Raw genomic sequence first — 17,269 nt, 5'->3', positions numbered from 1 at the left:
CGAATGCCATGACGCTCTTTATCATAACCCTGCTCATTCTGACGGCCACGTCCGCCGCCACGGCACTGCTGGCTCTACTGCCGCCAACGGCTGGCAGCGGACGGGCTGCCAACCTGCTGGGCTCCTGCGGAGCCACAGCAGGTTGTCTGGCAGGGTTGTGCGCGCTGGCATTTTCTCCGTGGAGCGAAACGGTTTCGTTGAGTCTGCCCTGGGGACTGCCCATAGGGGCTTGTACCCTGGGGCTTGACCCCCTGAGCCGCATCTTTTTGCTGCCCGTATTCGGCCTGGGACTGGTGTGCTCCATATCCGGCGGCATGGCCCTGCGCCACGAACGGCCGCAGGAGCACAATCTGGCGGCGCACTGGTTCTTCTACCTGCTGCTGCTTCTGGGTTTGACCCTTGTCATGGCTGCCCGCGACGCCGTGTTTTTCATGCTGTCCTGGGAACTCATGTCCCTTGCGCCCTTTTTTCTCATTGATTTTTACGACGGCGACCGTCAGGTGCGCGACGCTTCGTGGGTCTACCTTGTGGCAGCCCATCTGGGTGCCGTTGCCCTCATGGCCTTCTTTGTTTTGCTTTGGCAAAGCACGGGAACAACGTCTCTTGAAGTACTGCAAGGCGGCGCTGTCATGCAGGGGGTTGTGCGCGACGCAGGCCCCGGCGTGCTGACCGCCCTTTTTGTGCTGGCGGTTCTGGGTTTCGGGGCCAAGGTGGGCCTTGGCCCAACGCATGTATGGCTGCCGGAGGCTTATCCGGCTGCGCCCATACATGTGTCGGCCCTGCTTTCGGGGGCAATGATCAACGCTGGCCCTTATGGCATCATACGCAGCCTTGGCCTGCTGGCTCCGCCTGGCACAGCGCCCGAATGGTGGGGATGGGCCTTGCTGTTGATCGGCCTGGGCACGGGCGTTGTTGGAATTCTGAAAGCTCTGGGGCAGAGCAACCTCAAGCGCCTGCTGGCATACTCCAGCGTTGAAAATATGGGGCTCATATTTATGGGTCTGGGCGCGGGCCTCATCGGCCTGTCGTGCGGCAACGCCTGGATAGCGACCCTCGGTATGGCGGGTTGCCTCATGCATATGCTGAACCACGCAGGATTCAAGGGGTTGCTATTTCTGTGCGCTGGCGAAGTGCTGTACGCCACGGGCACCGTGCGTATGGAACTGCTGGGCGGATTACAGAAACGCCTGCCTCTGCTGGGGGCTTTTTTTGCTATCGGGGTGGCGTCCATTGCCTGCCTGCCGCCCCTGAGCGGATTTGCCAGCGAGCTTGTGCTGGCGCTCTCGTTTCTTGACGGCCCCAATCTTCCCGGTCTGGAGCGGCAGGTGGGCCTGTTGCTGGCGCTGGCGGGTCTGGCTCTTATCAGCGGCCTTGCCATCGCCCTCTACACCAAGGCCTACGGCATCACCTTTCTGGGGGAACCCCGCACGGGCTTTGCAGCCAATGCCCGCCCCCTGGGCTGGAAAATACTCTGGCCTCTGGCGCTGCTGGTCATGGTCTGCATAGCTGGAGGACTGGCTGCCCCGGCCTTTTTTGATCTGGCCTCCATGACGGGCCTTGCCGCCCTGCCCATGCCCAACGACATGCAGGCGGGAGCCGCCATGGGGCAGGAGCATGCACGCACCAGCCTGGCTATGGTCTCTCTTGTGGGTTCCATTGCCCTTGGGCTTTCTCTGGCTGGAATCATTCTGCGCAAGCGGATGCTCAAGCGGCGCAAGGTTGCTTCCATGCCTACATGGAGCTGTGGCTATCAGGGTGGAAGCCCCCGCATTCAATATACTGACGCCGGATTTTCAGAGCCGCTGGGCAAAGTATTTGCGCCGGGCATGGGCCTTAAGGTGCGTCTGGATCTGGATTCCCGGCTGTTTCCCGAAAGGGCCACTGCCAGCGTCACCGCGCCTGACCGCCTGCGTAACGGCTTTTACACCCCGCTGTTCGAGGGCATAGAGCGCGTGTGCAATGCCTGCAAAATTATCCAGCACGGCAAGATTCACCTCTACATCCTGTATATCCTGGCCACTGTTGTGGGCCTGCTTATATGGGGGTTGAGCGCATGAAACAGAGCATAATCGTTTATTTTGTGCAGTTTGTGCTGGCCCTTGTGCTTGCGCCTCTGCTGCCCGGCATCATCAACAGGGTAAAGGCCAAATTTGCGGGCAGGCACGGCAAACCCATACTGCAAACCTACTATGATCTTGCCAAGCTCATGCGCAAAGGCGAGGTCATCAGCCGCACCACCACCTGGGTTTTTGCCTGCGGCCCCGCCATATCCCTGGCGACAACTTTATGCGCCATAGCCCTGTTGCCTCTGGGCGGCGCAACCTCGCCCCTGGCCTTCACCGGGGACTTCATTCTGGCGGCGTATCTGCTTGGCATGGGGCGCTTTGCCATCATGCTGTCAGCTCTGGACACAGGCGCCGCCTTTGAAGGTATGGGCGCAAGCCGCGAAGCCACGTTTTCCGCCCTGGCAGAGCCTCTTTTTTTTCTGATTCTTCTTGTGCTTACCAGTGTGACTCTGGATATGGGACACAGCCCGTACACGGCGTTTTCGCTTTCGTCCCTGTTTGGCGGGCAAATCGCGGGAGCATGGCTTACGGGCCGGGCAGAGTTGCTGCTTCTGCCCTGCATTTTGTTCATTCTGCTGCTGGTTGAAAACTGCCGTATTCCTGTGGACGATCCCAATACGCATCTGGAACTGACAATGATCCACGAGGCTATGGTACTGGACCACTCTGGCCCAAATCTGGCCATGATCGTCTATGGCGCGGCTCTCAAGCTGTGGTTTTTCGCCGCGCTTATCGCAGGCCTGCTGACGCCCGCCCTGCCCCTGTGGCAACAGGCCGGGCTGCGTGTTGTCATTGTACTGTTGCTGGCAGTCATTGTGGGCATTGTGGAATCCGTCATGGCCCGCCTGCGTATGGACCGTGTGCCCTACCTGCTTGGCGGCGCATCGGCTATGGCAGCCCTGGCCCTTATCCTGACCCAGGCGAGGTAGAGGCATGGAATCCGCACTGCAAAGCTGCCTGTTTATGCTCATGCTGAACAACCTGCTCATGCTGGGTACAACACGGCTCATGTGGCTCATACGCCTGACCGCCTTTCAGGGCATACTGCTGGCGGGCATGCTGCTGAGTCTGGAACATGCCCTGTTGGCCGGAGCTGTGCTGCTTATCAAGGGCGCTCTTCTGCCCAGTCTGCTCTGGCGTACCCGCAAGCGGTTGCATTCGCACCAGCGCATGAAGCCCCGCCTGCATGTGGCAGTGGGGGTACTGGCTGGCATGGGCGGCCTTGTGCTTTCCCTGTGGCTTGAAGCGCGCCTGGTGAATTTGCCCGCCCTCTTTCCGCCGCAGCTGCTGCCCACGGCCCTGACGACCCTTTTTTGCGGGCTCATTCTGGTGGTAGGGCGCACAACGGCCCTGTCTCAGGTCATCGGGTACCTGATGGCTGAAAACGGAATTTTTCTGCTGGGCATGCCCCTCATGACTGCGGGTACCATGTGGTTTGAACTGGCCCTGCTGCTGGACGTGTTTGTGGCTGTTTTTGTTATGGGCATTGCCATCAACCATATCGGCAACACCTTTGAATCCATTGACGTGGGCCGTTTTCGCAGCCTCAGGGACTGATGGACATGCTGGAAGCATTGCTTTTTCTTCCGCTGGGTGCGGGGTGTATCATCCTGCTCGGCACCAAGGCCATGTGCCGGGTTCTTCTGCCTCTGACGGCTCTTGGGCATGTGATTTTGGCCGCCTGGACAACGCATGCCGTTGCCACAGGAGCCGAACCCAAAGCCCTGAGCGGCCTGCTGGCTCCCGACCCGCTAGGCACGCTTTTTCTCATGCTTGCCAGCCTTCTTTTTATGGCGGCTTCTGTTTACGCAGTCTACTACCTGCGTGAAGAAGACCGGCTGGAAGTTCACGCAGATATTCACGGCGGCCCCGGTTTTACCAACGCGCCGCAACGCCGTCTGGCCGCGTGCCTTTGCTTTTTTCTTTCATCCATAACGCTTGTGACCACCACTCCCCATCTGGGCGCTTTGTGGGTGGGCATAGAAGGCACCACGCTTTCCAGCGCGCCCCTCATATATTTTCACAGACATCAGCGTTCCCTTGAAGCCACATGGAAATATCTCATCATCTGCTCTGTGGGTATTGCTCTGGCCATGGTGGGCAACATTCTGCTTTCCGTGGCTTTTTATACGCCTGAAGGTATGGAAGCTATGGTGGAAGGCATGGACCAGCTAGGCTGGTTTGTCAGCCATGCCCGGGCTGCGGAAGAAACGTGGCTCAAAGCGGCCTTTATCTTCTTGCTTGTGGGTTACGGCACCAAAATGGGTCTGGCCCCGTTGCACAACTGGCTGCCCGACGCGCACAGTCAGGCTCCCTCCCTTGTTTCTGCACTGCTTTCCGGCGCGCTGCTCAACTGCGCCATGCTTGGCATCCTGCGCGGTCACCAGATCATGCTGGCCGCCGGACTTGGCGGATTCAGCGGCGGGTTGCTCAGCTTTTTCGGTCTGCTGTCGCTTATTACAGCGGCCATCTTTATTGTGGGGCAGGGCCATTACAAACGCATGCTGGCATACTCCAGCGTCGAACACATGGGCATACTGGCTCTTGGCGTGGGCGTGGGCGGGCTGGCCGTATCAGGGGCCATGCTGCATGCCGTTTGCCACTCGCTGACCAAGTGCATGCTCTTTTTGCTTTCCGGCAATATTCTGGCCCGCTACCATACGTTTTCAAGCTATGACATCCGGGGCATGCGCTGGACCATGCCCGTGACCGGGGCCTTGTGGATGGCTGGTTTTCTGGCCGTAGCCGGTTCGCCTCCCTTCGGCATCTTCATCAGTGAATTCATTATCTTCAAGGGCATGCTGGCAGCAGATTCTCCTCTGATTGCCACAACCTATCTGCTTGCCCTTGCTGTAATTTTTGTCGGCCTTTCCGTAGCAGTGCTGCGCATGGTGCAGGGCAATCGCCCCGTGGATATGCCGCAAAACCAAAAAGAGCCCCTGCTGAGCGTGCTGCCGCCCCTGATTCTGGGGGTAGCCGTTCTTACCCTTGGTTTGTGGATACCGGACTGGCTGTGGAATTTCTTGGGGCAGGCCGCAGCCCTCATAGGTGGTTAGGAGGATATCATGTCGTTCGACTACCGCGAGGCGGTTGATCTGAAAAAAGTAACGCGCTTTTCCGTGGCGGAACTGCGCGAGCATATCCGTCATGCCCTGGCTGGCGGCTGGCGCGTCTTGGCTTTTTTCGGCATACCGGAAGAAAAAACCGTGGATGCGCAGCGCGACGCGGGCATTGCACCCACGCGGCCCGTGCCCATTGTTTTGTGCTGCGTGCTGGCCCATGACGGCATACGCCGCCTCATGGCCCGCTGTACGAATGCGGTGACGGCCTTCATGTCGCTGACGCCCGATTTACCCCAGATGCACTACTTTGAGCGCGAAATTTATGAACAGTGGGGTGTGGAACCAGTAGATCACCCCTGGCTCAAAAGCGTACGGCGCACGCCTGACAGCGCAGAGGCCCAAGCCCGCAATGCGGCAACCGCCGCAGCTGACGGTGAGGCCAGCCCTTCGGCTGAAGGCCTGCCAACCGCCCCTGCAACGGAAAATGCGGCAACGTCCCAGCCCTCGCCGCAGCCCACCGCCCAACCCTATCCCTTTTACCGAGTTGAAGGGGCGGAGGTGCACGAGGTGGCCGTAGGCCCGGTACACGCAGGCATCATCGAACCGGGACATTTCCGCTTTCAATGCTATGGCGAAAATGTGCTGCATCTGGAAGTTGCCCTGGGCTACCAGCACCGCGGGCTGGAAGACATGCTTGTATATGGCCCCGCCGCCCGCCGTCTTCACCTGCTGGAATGCGCCGCTGGAGACAGTACCGTTGCCCACGCCACGGCCCATTGCGTGCTGCTTGAGCGCATGACGGGGCATGAGCCCGGCGAACGCGCCCAGTTGCTGCGACGTATTGGTCTGGAGCTGGAACGTCTGGCCAACCACACGGGCGACCTTGGGGCCCTTGCCGGAGATGCGGGCTTTTTGCCCACGTCGTCCTGGAATGGCCGTATTCGTGGAGATTTTTTGAACATGACCGCCAGCCTGTGCGGCAATCGCTTCGGGCGCGGCCTGCTGCGCCCCGGCGGCGTGGCATACGACCTTGATCCGCTGGAGAGCGCAAACCTGCTCAACCGGGCGCGGGCCGCCTGGCAGGATGTGCGCGGAGCAGTAGATGTCATGCTGGAAGCCGTGACAGTGCGCGACCGCCTTGTGGACATCGGCGTACTTGAAACTGGCACCGCCCGCCAACTGAACACGGTCGGAGTGCCCGCACGCGCCTGCGGTCTGGATGTGGACGCCCGCTTTCACGCGCCGCTCAGCAATTTGCCCTGTGAGGGATGCGCCCCCCGGCTGGAAATTACAGGCGACGTCATGGCCCGCGCCAAAGTGCGCAGCCGCGAACTGGACGACAGCCTGCGCCTGCTGGAACTTGACCTCGCCCGCTTGTCTGCCCTGTCAGCACAGGTAGACGCAACTTCCGACGCGCCAGCAGACCATCAGACGAATCCGCCCACCGCTGCGCCAGAAAAAATTTCTGGCACACCCCGCGATTTTACAGACCTGCCGCCGCACACGCTTGCCGTTGCCCAGGTGGAAGGCTGGCGTGGCGAAGTCTGCCATGTGTCTGTCACCGATTCGCAAGGCCGCTTGCTGGTCTACAAGGCAATAGATCCCTCCTTCCACAACTGGACGGGACTGGCCATAGCCCTGCGCGGCAACCAGATTTCAGACTTTCCCCTCTGCAACAAGAGTTTCAATCTCTCTTATTGCGGGCATGACCTGTGAGGTTTTGACATGCTGCGCATTATCAAGGAACGCATTCACCAGAAGTACCATACTCTGGACTATCCCCGTAAGCAGCCCACGCTGTCACCCCGTTTTATGGGCAGGCCCAGCCTCACGCCCGTTGACTGCGGCGACTGCCGCGCCTGCTACGCTGCCTGCCCCACAGGGGCCTTGCTGCCCATTGAAGGCGCGCCGCACAGCACGCCCACACTGGACATGGGACGCTGCACCTTTTGCGGAGCCTGCCGCGCCGCCTGCCCCAAGCAGGCTATAGCTTTCACGGGTGAGCACCGCATGGCTGCCTTCAAGCGTGAAGACTTGCTGGTAGTTCCGGGGCAGCCTGCGCCACATGAGACCACACCAACCGTGCCCGGCGAATTTTCCATCTTCCGGCGCTCGCTCAAGCTTCGCCAGATCAGTGCTGCGGGTTGCGCAGCCTGTGAGGCCGACTGCAATGTGCTCGGCACCCTTGTTTACGACCTGCCGAAATTTGGCATTGATTTTGTCGCCTCGCCGCGCCATGCCGACGGCGTTGTGGTGACCGGGCCTGTTTCTGAAAATATGCGTTTGGCCGTCCTAGATACCTACAATGCCATGCCCGAACCGCGTCTGGTGGTAGCGGTAGGCGCCTGCGCCATATCGGGCGGGCTTTTCCGCGACGGAGCACAGTGCAATAACGGCATTACGGATATTTTGGCCGTAGATCTTTTTGTGCCGGGCTGCCCGCCTAATCCCTGGACCATACTTGACGGTTTGCTGGCACTGAAAAAGTAACAGCCCGCCGCAAAAAACAGGCGGATCACCTCAAAGAGCATGATCCGCCTTATAGAGAATTTCAAAGTCAAAATGCTCAGGTGGCTGCAAGAGCAGACACCCGCCGTGGAGGCGCAAGCGCAGCGTCAACCCTTGCGGCGCGGGACTCTTCGCTGAAAACACCCCACCAAGACGGCATATCCTGTTTCAACCTTTTGCAGGAATTTTCCTGCCCTGAAACGGGATTTTCCAGGAAGCGACCCTGGTCGAAAAAGCACTTCCTACGCTGCTGCAAGGCCAAAACATTCCAGAGCTAATTAACGCAGACGAACTTTGCGGATACAGCCTTCAAAGTGCCCAAGGCGTTCACTGCGGCGCTTGCCACACCATACCTTGCCCTACTTCCCGTCGCCCAATTTTGCCAGCAGGGTTTTGCGGTTGATGCCCAAGCGGCGCGCGGCTTCACTTTTATTGCCGCCGACCTGTTCAAGGGTATCCTGCACGGCCAGACGTTCAATTTCATCCAGCGTCATGTTGGCAAAATCCAGCCGTGACGGACGCGGGCTTTCTTCTTCGGCTTCGGCAATGGTGGGCGGCAATTCACGCTCGCTGATATATTCGCCCACCAGCAGCACAACGGCCCGTTCCACGGCATTTTCCAGCTCGCGCACGTTGCCGGGCCAGGTATGTTTGACAAGGCGGTCCATAGCCGCAGGGGTGAACCCCTTGACCATCTTGCCGTTGCGCTCTGCAAAAATCTTCATGAAATGCATAGCCAGCAGGGGAATATCTTCGTGCCGCTCGCGCAGGGGCGGCAGCTGCAAGGAAACCACATTGAGCCGATAGTAAAGGTCCTGCCGAAAACGTCCCTCTTCTACCTCAAGAGCCAGATCCTTGTTTGTAGCCGCCAAAATGCGCACGTCTACCTTGAGCGTCTGGTCGCCGCCCACACGTTGCAGCTCACGCTCCTGAATGACGCGCAGCAGTTTGACCTGCATAGACAGGGGAATTTCGCCAATTTCATCCAGAAATATGGTGCCCTTGTTGGCCGCCAAAAAACGCCCTTCACGCCGCTTTTCCGCTCCGGTAAAGGCTCCTTTTTCGTGACCAAACAGTTCGGATTCCAGCAGGGTTTCCGAAAGAGCGGCACAGTTTACCGCCACATACGGCCCCTTGCCCCTGTTGCTGTTGGCATGGATGAGCTTGGCGATGACCTCTTTGCCCGTGCCGGACTCGCCAGTGATGAGCACAGTAGCTTCGGAAGGCGCAATGGCTGAAACCAGACCAAGCACCTGACGCATGGCCGGGCTCTGACCAATGACATTGCGGGAATCAACATTCGCAGCCAGCTCATGCCGCAAGGCGCGCACTTCATCCCGCAGGTTGGCGTGATCCAGCGAACGCTTCAGGGCCAGCTTGAGAGCGTCAAAGGCCAAAGGTTTAGTAAGGTAATCGTAAGCGCCAGCCTTGAGGGCTTCTACCGCGTTGGCCACGTCGGAGTACGCAGTCATAATCAAGACCGGGATAGCCGGATTGTAGCTCTTGATGGCGCGTGTGGCCTCGATACCGCTCATGCCGCCCATGCGCACGTCCATAAGGATGAGGTCAAAGGGGCTTTCCTGACACAAGGCCACGGCTTCTTCGCCGTTATCTACAGTGACGAGATCATAGCCCCACTCTTCAAGCAGGGCGCGCAACATTTCGCGGTGGTTGTGGTCGTCGTCCACCACCAGCAGTTTAACAGCCGAAGTTGCACTCATGAAGGTATTCCTCAATAGTCTTGGTTTATATCAAATGACGCCGGGCCCTTGGCCCGGTGCCCCGAATTTAAAGCAGAGCAAGCTTGAGAAGGTGCATTCGCAAACTTCAAAACACATTCACCACGGCATTTAAGCCCACAAATAAGCAGCCGGACTGGCTTCATCCGAATCTTTTGGAGCAACGGCTGAAGCTGCGCTCACTCAATGGCCAGTTTTTTTAATGTGAGTATACCCTACTTCTGATGCAGGCCCGCCGGGATCGCTTCATCCTTGCCGCGCACCGGAAGCACAAGAATAAATTCAGTGCCTTGTCCCGGTGATGAATTCACGCTGACGCTTCCGCCGTGGCCTTCAACGATCTGATAAACAATAGCAAGGCCAAGGCCAGTGCCCGAAGGCTTGGTGGTAAAATACGGCGTAAAAATGGCCGCCTGAATATCCCGCGGAATTCCGGGGCCATTGTCGCCCACAGTGATGCTGAAAGTTTGCCCGTCCGGCGACAGCCGTGCACCCACACGCAGCCGCCCGCCTTCGCCCATAGCCTGTACGGCGTTGAGAAAAAGATTGAGCAGGGCCTGGGTAAGGCGCTCGGTATTGACACGCACCGGGGGTAAACCGGAAGGCACTTCAAGGCTGACCTGTATATTTCTGGCGCTCACGTCTGCCTCGGCCAGACGCAGGGCACGGCTGATGACCTCGGCAAGGTCGGCATCCGCCGTATTGATGGCTCCCGGCCTGGCGAATTCCAGCAGTTCGGAAACCACACGGTCCAGTCTGTCGACTTCGTCAATCATGCGTTGTGCGGCTTCCTCTTCACGGCCACCCGGCATCATGCGCTTGGCGATGTACAGAGCCACGCCCTTGATGGTGCTCAGGGGATTACGCACCTCGTGCGCCACACCAGCAGCCAGATGCCCCAAGGCTGACAGGCGGTCATTGCGCTGCGCATCTGCCTGCAGACGCTTGACCTCGGTAATGTCACGCAGAATGAACACATTACCCAGAAAAACCCCGTCCTGATTGCTTATGGAGGCTGCGCTGAGGCTAATGACAACGCCCGTGCGCCCGGTGGTGAGCACGCATTCACGTTCAAGCACCTTGCGTCCTCCGGCAAGTTCAGCCACAAGGGCTGTCCAGTCCAGACCGGGCAGCCCTGTCAACGGAGCGTGCACAGCCGTAACACGGTCGAGTTCGAACATGCCGAGGGCTATATCATTGACCATGGCCACTCTGCCTGACGGATCGCTGGTCAAAAGCCCCAGCGGCAGATTGGCCATTACCTCCGAGGCCATCGCCCGCGAGTCGCGCAGCATGCGGCGCGAGCGCCGGTAGTTATGCGCCCAAAACAGGGACACAAAGCCAGCCAGCCCCAAGGCGGCCACCAGTAGGGCCGATATGATGTTGTACCGCAAATCGGCTGCCAGGGCCGCCTCAAAGGGTTTAAGATCAAGGCCGACCACAACGACGCCCTGTTGTTGCCTGGGTTGCCCCGGCTGCAGAGGGGCAGGCCTCCATACGCTGGCTCCCCCTGCGACTTCAGCGCCGCCTCCCGGTCTGACACCAGGCGGAAAACCGCCCATGCCGCCATACATATTTTCACCCATTGGCTGTGCCTGCTCCGAGGGGTCCATTCTTCTGGGCGACATGGGCCCGTGCGGCATATCTGTTCCCATCATCCCCCGGTTTCGGCCCATATGCTGTCCGTGCCCACGCATGGGCATGGGCATGGGAATGGGACGGTCGTCTTCCAGAGGCACAAAAGCCCGGTAAACCTCAAAAACTTTTCTGTCCCCCCACTGACGCAAACGCCACGCGGGCTTTTCCGTCACCTGCACTCCGGTAGGCATAATGAGTGCCAGAGCCTTTTCACCTTGCTGCACCTGCGCGCTGGTTCCGCTGCCGCCAGAGCCTCCTTGCCCCGGTATAAGCGCGTCGACACCGGCCCTGTTTCTTTCGCGAATGCGCAAGGGCACGCTGTATGCCTGTATTTCTCCTGCATTGTCGGCCACAGCCATAAAAACAATGCCGGGCTGTTTGGCTGTTTCTGTCAGCAGTGACTGCAAGCCGTCCGGGGTGCCCAGGGGCGTGCACAGGCCAGTGCGGGCGCCAGCCTCCAGAGCCCATATAAGGGCCTCGGCCCGGTCCATGAGGTTCTGTATCATATAGGTTTTGCCGCGCTGGTTGCTGCGCACGGCCAGGGCTGAAATGGCCAGACCAAGAATGATCGCCATGCCCACAACCATCCAGGGAGAAAGCCCCAAATGCAGGGCTCTTAATCCTCTGGCGGAAAATACTCTCGAAAATCTGCTTTTCATGGGCCGTCCTTACGAAGTGGGATGACTGTATTATGTATTTTTTACCCAGAGGGTCAAGCCCGATGGTAAAAATAGGACACAGGAAATGCAACCTGGGTAAAAAACGGACAAATTACGTTTTCCAACATAACGCCCTCATAGTGTCATATAAAAATAAAACCTTATATAACATTAATTTATAAAAAATGAACAACTTTGGCACGCGCTTTGCCTTATAGGGGGCAAGAGAGCGCGAAAACGCGCAAACAGGTGACAGCGCCACCCAGCCCGGATGCAGGGCGCGCCCGACCTCACCGGGAGGATATATGCATACTTGCAATTTTATGGATTTCTTCGGATTCGGATGGGGCGGCGGTTGGATAGGAATGCTTATTGCGGTCGCGGTACTGGCTCTGGCTATTTACTTTGTATGCCGACTTTTCAGCCGCAAACCCTGTAACTTTGACCGCCGGGATACACTGAACATTTTGAAACACCGCCTTGCTTCCGGCGAAATAACGCAGGAAGAATACGAAAAGCTCAAAAACGTGATCTGACCCTCCTGACAACTGGAAATGGTCAAGACCACCTAACATATAGATAGAACAAAGGAGACTGTAATGAAAACCTCTACCCTCAAGCCTTCCCTGCTTATTGCATCCCTGGCCTTTGTGTTCGCCCTGGCCCTCACCGCTCTGCCCGCCCAGGCCCAAAATGCCGCAAGCACCGGAACTGCCTCTCCCTGGTGCGGCAACGGCAACGGCAACGGTGGTAATGGCTCCCACGGCCCCCACGGACCCCACGGCGGAAATCACATGGGCTGGTAAGCCCCGGCTGCAGACGCCCTGCAAAACCAAGGACAACACATGAGACGCCTTAAAAAAGTTCTTGGCAGATACACACAACAGCGGCGTCACTGTCCGGCTGCAGCGGCCTTAGGGGGTCGGGCTGGCAAGGCAGAAACGGCATATACGGCCCCCGATATTACCCACTTGCAGACACAGTAACGACGCCTGATGGCGGCAACGCCCTCAACGCAAACAAAAAAACTTCGGCCTCTGCCGAAACCCATAAAGGACATCACCATGAAAAGATCCAAACTTGCTTCCACCTCCGCGGCCCTCGCCCTTGTAGCCCTGCTCGGCACCGCTGGCATCGCCAGCGCCCAGGATCAAGCCCCCATGGGACCGATGGGCGGCCAGATGGGTTCCCAGATGGGCCCCCACATGGGACCGCACATGAATATGACCACTGAGCAGATGAACGCCATGCAGGCTATCCATCAGGAATTTGGCCCCAAGATGCAGCCTCTGTTCCAGCAGAAGTATGGCAAACAGGCTGAAATCAATGCCCTTCTTTATCAGGGTGTGAAGGCAGACGACCCCAAAATCCTGAGCCTGCAGAAAGACGTGAAGGACGTGGACAACAAGCTGTATCAGCTTGACAGCGCCATGCGCAAGCAGATGCAGGACAAGGGCGTGCCCTTTATGGGTGGTCACGGCATGGGCCGCGGCATGATGGGTGGTATGGGCGGCATGGACTGCCCCGGCATGGGCGGCAAGGGCATGATGGGCGGCAAGGGCCACGGCGGCCACGGTGGCCCCGGCATACACGGTAACGGCCAGCACATGAACGGCATGATGGACCAGACCACAACCAGTGCGCCCGCTGACGCCAAGAAGAACTAACTTTTCCAGCCCAAGCAAAAAAAGGGCGGCTGTAAAAACAGCCGCCCTCCCAAACAGACCAAGCCAAACCGGACCAGCCATAATTTGCCTGCACTGGCCCGGAATAACAAACCCATAGCAATCCTGAGAAGGCCACTCTCAGAAGAAAAGTTCCCTGAAAGGCTCCGCCAGAACATACCAGCCCACCAATGACTGGCGGAGCCCATTCAAACATGAAGACCCTGACACGCAAGAATTGACACGCAAATCCCTTCACACTCCACTCCCACAAACCAAAAAAGCCGTGAACCCCTGATGTTCACGGCTTTTTTGCATTGCGATGCCAAGGAAAAGCTAGACGTTATAGTCCCCGCGGTTGAATTTGAACTTTTCTGTGGTGGCAAGCACCTCCAGATTGTTCACCAGGGTATCCAGGCCGGGATTTTGCCCGCGCAAGCCCGCAGTGTTTTCCTTCAGTGAGGCAACCTGGCCGTCAATGCCCTGCAAAAGGGCATATGCTTGGCGCAGGGAACCATTATTGCCGGCACTACCCAGAGTGCTGACGTAAGAATCCCACATATCCAATGTGCCGGAAGCCTGATTGAAGGCATCCTGCAGCACATCCTCAGTGGGATTTGTTTCGTCAGCTTCACCGGTTGCGCCCAGCAGCATCTGGCTTATCATGGACGCTTGGGAAGCCTGGGCCGTCTGCATGCTGCCAACAGAGGGCGTGCCCTCGGCAGTAGAAGACGCCCCAACGCCGCCAAACCCCAATTGTTCGGCCAAGGCGGCTTCAAAGCCTGCTCCCTGACCGCCCGGCTTGCGGACTGTGCCGGAGGACTGCTCCTGCTGGCGAAGCAGGGCTTCCAATTGCTCATTATTGATCTTCATGTCGCCTCCAGGGTTGGCGTTCCGCATTTGTCGCCATATTGTGCAAAAAGCCTGCCAAGGCCCTATATTACTCAACTGCCTGATTTTATAACCTTGCCGTGCATTTGAAAGGGAAATTTTTTCCCTTGCCCCAAGCATATGCTCTGCAAAAGACCTTGTCTATTGCTGTAAAAAAACCTAGAATTTAACAAAGATTACGAGAAACAGCCTCAACCCCGCCTGCATGGCGGCCAAACTGAACGTAATTCACAGGCTGTACTTTTTTAACCTTATCATCCCACGGGGAACAGGAGCTTGCCATGAAGGAAATCAAAAAGATTCTTTGCGCGGTAGACCTCTCCGAACACAGCAAGGATGTTGCAGAATATGCCGTGCTGCTTGCAAAGGGATTGAACGCAAGCGTCGTGGTTGTATACACCGCACCCTCGCTGAGCCAGTATGTTGGCTTTCATGTGCCGCCCAACACCATTGAGAACTTTGTGGGCGAAATAGTTTCTGGTGCCGAAAAATCAATGGAATCTTTCGTTGCCGAAAATTTTTCCGGCGTAACTGCCACAGGCAAGGTTCTCATCGGGTATGCCGCTGAAGAAATCCTGGCGCATGCCAAGGAAGAATCAGCTGACGTCATTGTTATGGGCACGCATGGCCGCAAGGGCATTGACAGAATCCTCTTCGGCTCCGTTGCTGAAAAGGTGGTCAAAAACGCCGACATGCCCGTACTGACCGTACGTCCTTCCTAGAAACTACATGCCCCTCCCGCCTGCCACGGCGGTGATGTAAGGCATACCTTTTCGCCGGGTAGTATATGACCCATACGCGGAACAGGGTACCCAGGCAAAACAGCAATCAGGGCCGTGTCTCTATACAAAAGAGGCACGGCCCGTAAACAATCCCCTTGTTGCCGAGAGCCCCGTGCCCGGCTGTGGAGAATACATGTCCCAGATCAGCGTACGGCAGGAAATTCTTGCCCTGAAGGCCTATGTTCCCGGTCTGTCCATTGCCGAAATCCAGCAGAAGTACAATCTTGCCCAGGTCATCAAGATGGCCAGCAACGAAAATCCGCTGGGCATGCCGCCTCTGGCGCGCGAAGCCGTGCAGCGCCACGCAGACATGGGCTTCCGGTATCCCCAGGGGGGCAATCCCCGTCTGGTGGAGGCTCTGGCAAAACGCCACGGGCTTGATCCGCGCCGGGTGGTTGTGGGAAACGGCTCCGACGAAATCATAGACCTGCTCATTCGCATTCTGGCCGAACCTGGCGTGCACAATCTGGTATGCTTTGAACCGTGCTTCAGCATCTACCCCATTCAAGGCCGTATCAGCGGTGTTGAAGTGCGCCGTCACCCGCTCAATGCTGATTTTTCTTTTGACTTTGACGGGCTGCTTTCCAAGGTGGACGCCAATACCCGTCTTGTTTTCATCACCACGCCAGACAATCCCACGGGCTACTGCCCGCCCCGTGACGAGGTGGCCCAGCTGGCAGCCAAGCTCGCCCAAATTGCGCCTGCCTGCCTGCTTGTGATTGACGAAGCCTATATGGACTTTGCTGAAAGCGAACCGGACTCTTCACTTCTTGCCAGTGGAGAACTGCCCGAAAATACGGCTTTCATGCGCACTTTTTCCAAAAGCTTCGGCCTGGCTGGCATGCGCGTGGGCTACGGCATATTGCCCCCAAGCCTTGCGGATTACTGCTGGCGCGCCCGTCTGCCTTTCTCTGTCAATATTCTGGCAGAAGAGGCCGCTCTGGCCGCTCTGGAAGACACAACCTTCTACTCCTTCACCATGCAGACTGTGCGGCAGGGCCGGAACGCCCTTACTGTCGGGCTTACTGCTCTGGGCTGCAACGTATGGCCCAGCGCCGCCAACTTTATTCTTTTCAGCCTGCCGGAAAACACGTTGAGCGCGCACGACTGCTTTGAAACCCTGTTGCGCAAGGGCATCATTATCCGCCCCCTCAACAGCTACAACCTGCCCGGGCATCTGCGCGTCAGCATTGGCAATGAGGCGGAAAACAGAACATTTTTGCTGGCTATGGACGAAATTCTTTTGCAGAACCGCCATGCCGAAGCTTCGGCTGCAAACAGAGAATGCAAATGAGCGCCCGCCTGTCAGTTGTAACGCTGGATGGCCCCGCTGGAGTAGGCAAAACCACTCTGGCCCGCCGCATGGCGGAAAGCCTGGGGCTGGCCTATCTGGATACAGGGGCCATGTTCCGCTGCATAGCCCTCAAACTGGGCCCCGGTGCTGAAAAACTGCCGGAAGAAGACCTGCGTGACCGCTGCGCTCAATGGGTTTTCACCCTTGGCGGTATGGGGCAGCAGTCAACCCTGTTCTGCAATGGCGTTGCCGTGCGCGGCGAAGTGCGCACCGAGGAAGTTGGTATGCTGGCAGCCCGGATTGCCACGGTGCCTGCAGTACGCGACATTCTGCGCCAGACACAAAGATCTATCGGCGAAATGTCGCCTCTGGTGGCTGAAGGGCGGGATATGGGCACAGTGGTTTTTCCTGACGCCCGTTTCAAGTTCTTTCTGGATGCAGCTCCTGAAGTGCGCGCCATGCGCCGCTTGCGCGATTTGAAAGAAAGGGGGGAAGCTGCAGAGCTGACAAGCCTTACCGAGCAGATCCGCCAGCGCGACGCGCTGGACCGCAACCGCGCGGTGGCTCCTCTGCGCCCTGCCCCTGACGCCCTTATTGTGGATACATCACAACTTGATATTGAAGGCGTGCTTGGCGTCATGCTGCACCATATCAATGTACACGGCGGGGCTCAAAGCCTGCACGCCTGAGCTCGGCCTATCTTTTTGCCAGACCCTCTGGCCTCAAGACCATGTCATAATGGAGCAGTCTTGCAGTTGCAGGGCTGCTCCTGACGTATAGGGAGCCATTAAGCCCGGACAGGCATCATTAGCGGCAAAACCTGCTGGCATTTCAAGCATAACGGTTCCAGAGCAGATAGTTGCCATTCTGCCTAAAAATGCGGTTTCCGGCGGCGCAGGAAACCTCTGCGCCGCATACTTCCCGGTACCCGCAAGCCACCCCACTTTTCAAACCAATCAGCTCGCG

General features: G+C 57.9%; 15 protein-coding genes. 12 read left to right on the top strand and 3 right to left on the bottom strand.

All coding sequences use genetic code 11. The annotated features are described in order from the left end of the window. Nucleotides 1-8 precede the first annotated feature (8 nt). From HNQ38_RS06715 to HNQ38_RS06690, 6 genes are read left to right on the top strand one after another with little or no spacing between them, the layout of a single operon-like run. The gene (locus HNQ38_RS06715; protein WP_183718689.1) at nucleotides 9-2,057 is read left to right on the top strand and encodes a proton-conducting transporter transmembrane domain-containing protein; all 2,049 of its coding nucleotides are present in this window, start codon (nucleotides 9-11) and stop codon (nucleotides 2,055-2,057) included. Further along, the gene (locus HNQ38_RS06710; protein ID WP_183718687.1) at nucleotides 2,054-2,995 is read left to right on the top strand and encodes a respiratory chain complex I subunit 1 family protein; all 942 of its coding nucleotides are present in this window, start codon (nucleotides 2,054-2,056) and stop codon (nucleotides 2,993-2,995) included. The genes HNQ38_RS06715 and HNQ38_RS06710 overlap by 4 nt, the downstream gene beginning before the upstream one ends. A 4-nt stretch (nucleotides 2,996-2,999) precedes the next feature. Next, nucleotides 3,000-3,623 (top strand): hydrogenase-4 component E, encoded by a 624-nt coding sequence (locus tag HNQ38_RS06705; protein WP_183718685.1) that lies wholly within the window; start codon nucleotides 3,000-3,002, stop codon nucleotides 3,621-3,623. Nucleotides 3,624-3,628: 5 nt separating this feature from the next. Further along, entirely contained in the window at nucleotides 3,629-5,122 is a 1,494-nt protein-coding gene (locus HNQ38_RS06700; protein WP_183718683.1) for a proton-conducting transporter transmembrane domain-containing protein, read from the top strand. A gap of 9 nt (nucleotides 5,123-5,131) precedes the next feature. After that, nucleotides 5,132-6,844 carry a hydrogenase large subunit gene (locus HNQ38_RS06695; protein ID WP_183718681.1) on the top strand — a complete coding sequence of 571 codons (1,713 nt, stop codon included), beginning with the start codon at nucleotides 5,132-5,134 and terminating at the stop codon, nucleotides 6,842-6,844. Nucleotides 6,845-6,853: 9 nt separating this feature from the next. After that, on the top strand, nucleotides 6,854-7,618 hold the full coding sequence (locus tag HNQ38_RS06690) for an NADH-quinone oxidoreductase subunit B family protein (protein ID WP_183718680.1): 765 nt from the start codon (nucleotides 6,854-6,856) through the stop codon (nucleotides 7,616-7,618). A gap of 377 nt (nucleotides 7,619-7,995) precedes the next feature. On the opposite strand, the gene HNQ38_RS06685 is transcribed toward HNQ38_RS06690, so the two are convergent. Then, the gene (locus HNQ38_RS06685; RefSeq protein ID WP_183718678.1) at nucleotides 7,996-9,357 is read right to left on the bottom strand and encodes a sigma-54-dependent transcriptional regulator; all 1,362 of its coding nucleotides are present in this window, start codon (nucleotides 9,355-9,357) and stop codon (nucleotides 7,996-7,998) included. A gap of 233 nt (nucleotides 9,358-9,590) precedes the next feature. After that, nucleotides 9,591-11,672, bottom strand: coding sequence for an ATP-binding protein (locus HNQ38_RS06680; protein WP_183718676.1), 2,082 nt, complete (start codon nucleotides 11,670-11,672; stop codon nucleotides 9,591-9,593). Between the two features lie 305 nt (nucleotides 11,673-11,977). On the opposite strand from HNQ38_RS06680, the gene HNQ38_RS06675 reads away from it, so the two are divergent. The 3 genes from HNQ38_RS06675 to HNQ38_RS06665 all read left to right on the top strand — a co-directional run bounded on the left by HNQ38_RS06675 (nucleotide 11,978) and on the right by HNQ38_RS06665 (nucleotide 13,339). Continuing rightward, the gene (locus tag HNQ38_RS06675) at nucleotides 11,978-12,208 is read left to right on the top strand and encodes an SHOCT domain-containing protein (RefSeq protein ID WP_221277838.1); all 231 of its coding nucleotides are present in this window, start codon (nucleotides 11,978-11,980) and stop codon (nucleotides 12,206-12,208) included. 63 nt (nucleotides 12,209-12,271) lie between these two features. After that, on the top strand, nucleotides 12,272-12,478 hold the full coding sequence (locus HNQ38_RS06670) for a hypothetical protein (RefSeq protein ID WP_183718674.1): 207 nt from the start codon (nucleotides 12,272-12,274) through the stop codon (nucleotides 12,476-12,478). Between the two features lie 258 nt (nucleotides 12,479-12,736). After that, nucleotides 12,737-13,339, top strand: coding sequence for a hypothetical protein (locus HNQ38_RS06665; protein WP_183718671.1), 603 nt, complete (start codon nucleotides 12,737-12,739; stop codon nucleotides 13,337-13,339). Nucleotides 13,340-13,672: 333 nt separating this feature from the next. Here HNQ38_RS06665 and HNQ38_RS06660 read toward each other — a convergent pair whose 3' ends face one another. Next, a complete protein-coding gene (locus tag HNQ38_RS06660) occupies nucleotides 13,673-14,209 on the bottom strand; it encodes a hypothetical protein (protein ID WP_183718670.1) in 537 nt (178 codons plus the stop codon). 299 nt (nucleotides 14,210-14,508) lie between these two features. Here HNQ38_RS06660 and HNQ38_RS06655 point away from each other — a divergent pair, with 299 nt between their 5' ends. From HNQ38_RS06655 to cmk, 3 genes are all read left to right on the top strand, one after another. Then, on the top strand, nucleotides 14,509-14,949 hold the full coding sequence (locus HNQ38_RS06655; protein WP_183718668.1) for a universal stress protein: 441 nt from the start codon (nucleotides 14,509-14,511) through the stop codon (nucleotides 14,947-14,949). 193 nt (nucleotides 14,950-15,142) lie between these two features. After that, nucleotides 15,143-16,303, top strand: a complete 1,161-nt coding sequence (gene hisC / locus HNQ38_RS06650; protein ID WP_183718665.1) for a histidinol-phosphate transaminase — start codon at nucleotides 15,143-15,145, stop codon at nucleotides 16,301-16,303. Further along, nucleotides 16,300-16,992 (top strand): (d)CMP kinase, encoded by a 693-nt coding sequence (gene cmk, locus HNQ38_RS06645; RefSeq protein WP_183718663.1) that lies wholly within the window; start codon nucleotides 16,300-16,302, stop codon nucleotides 16,990-16,992. Before hisC ends, cmk begins: the two co-directional genes overlap by 4 nt. The last annotated feature ends 277 nt before the right edge of the window (nucleotides 16,993-17,269 follow it).

The sequence above is a fragment of the Desulfovibrio intestinalis genome (genome assembly GCF_014202345.1).
Taxonomy (GTDB): domain Bacteria; phylum Desulfobacterota; class Desulfovibrionia; order Desulfovibrionales; family Desulfovibrionaceae; genus Desulfovibrio; species Desulfovibrio intestinalis.
This window is presented reverse-complemented; position numbering and strand designations above follow the sequence as displayed.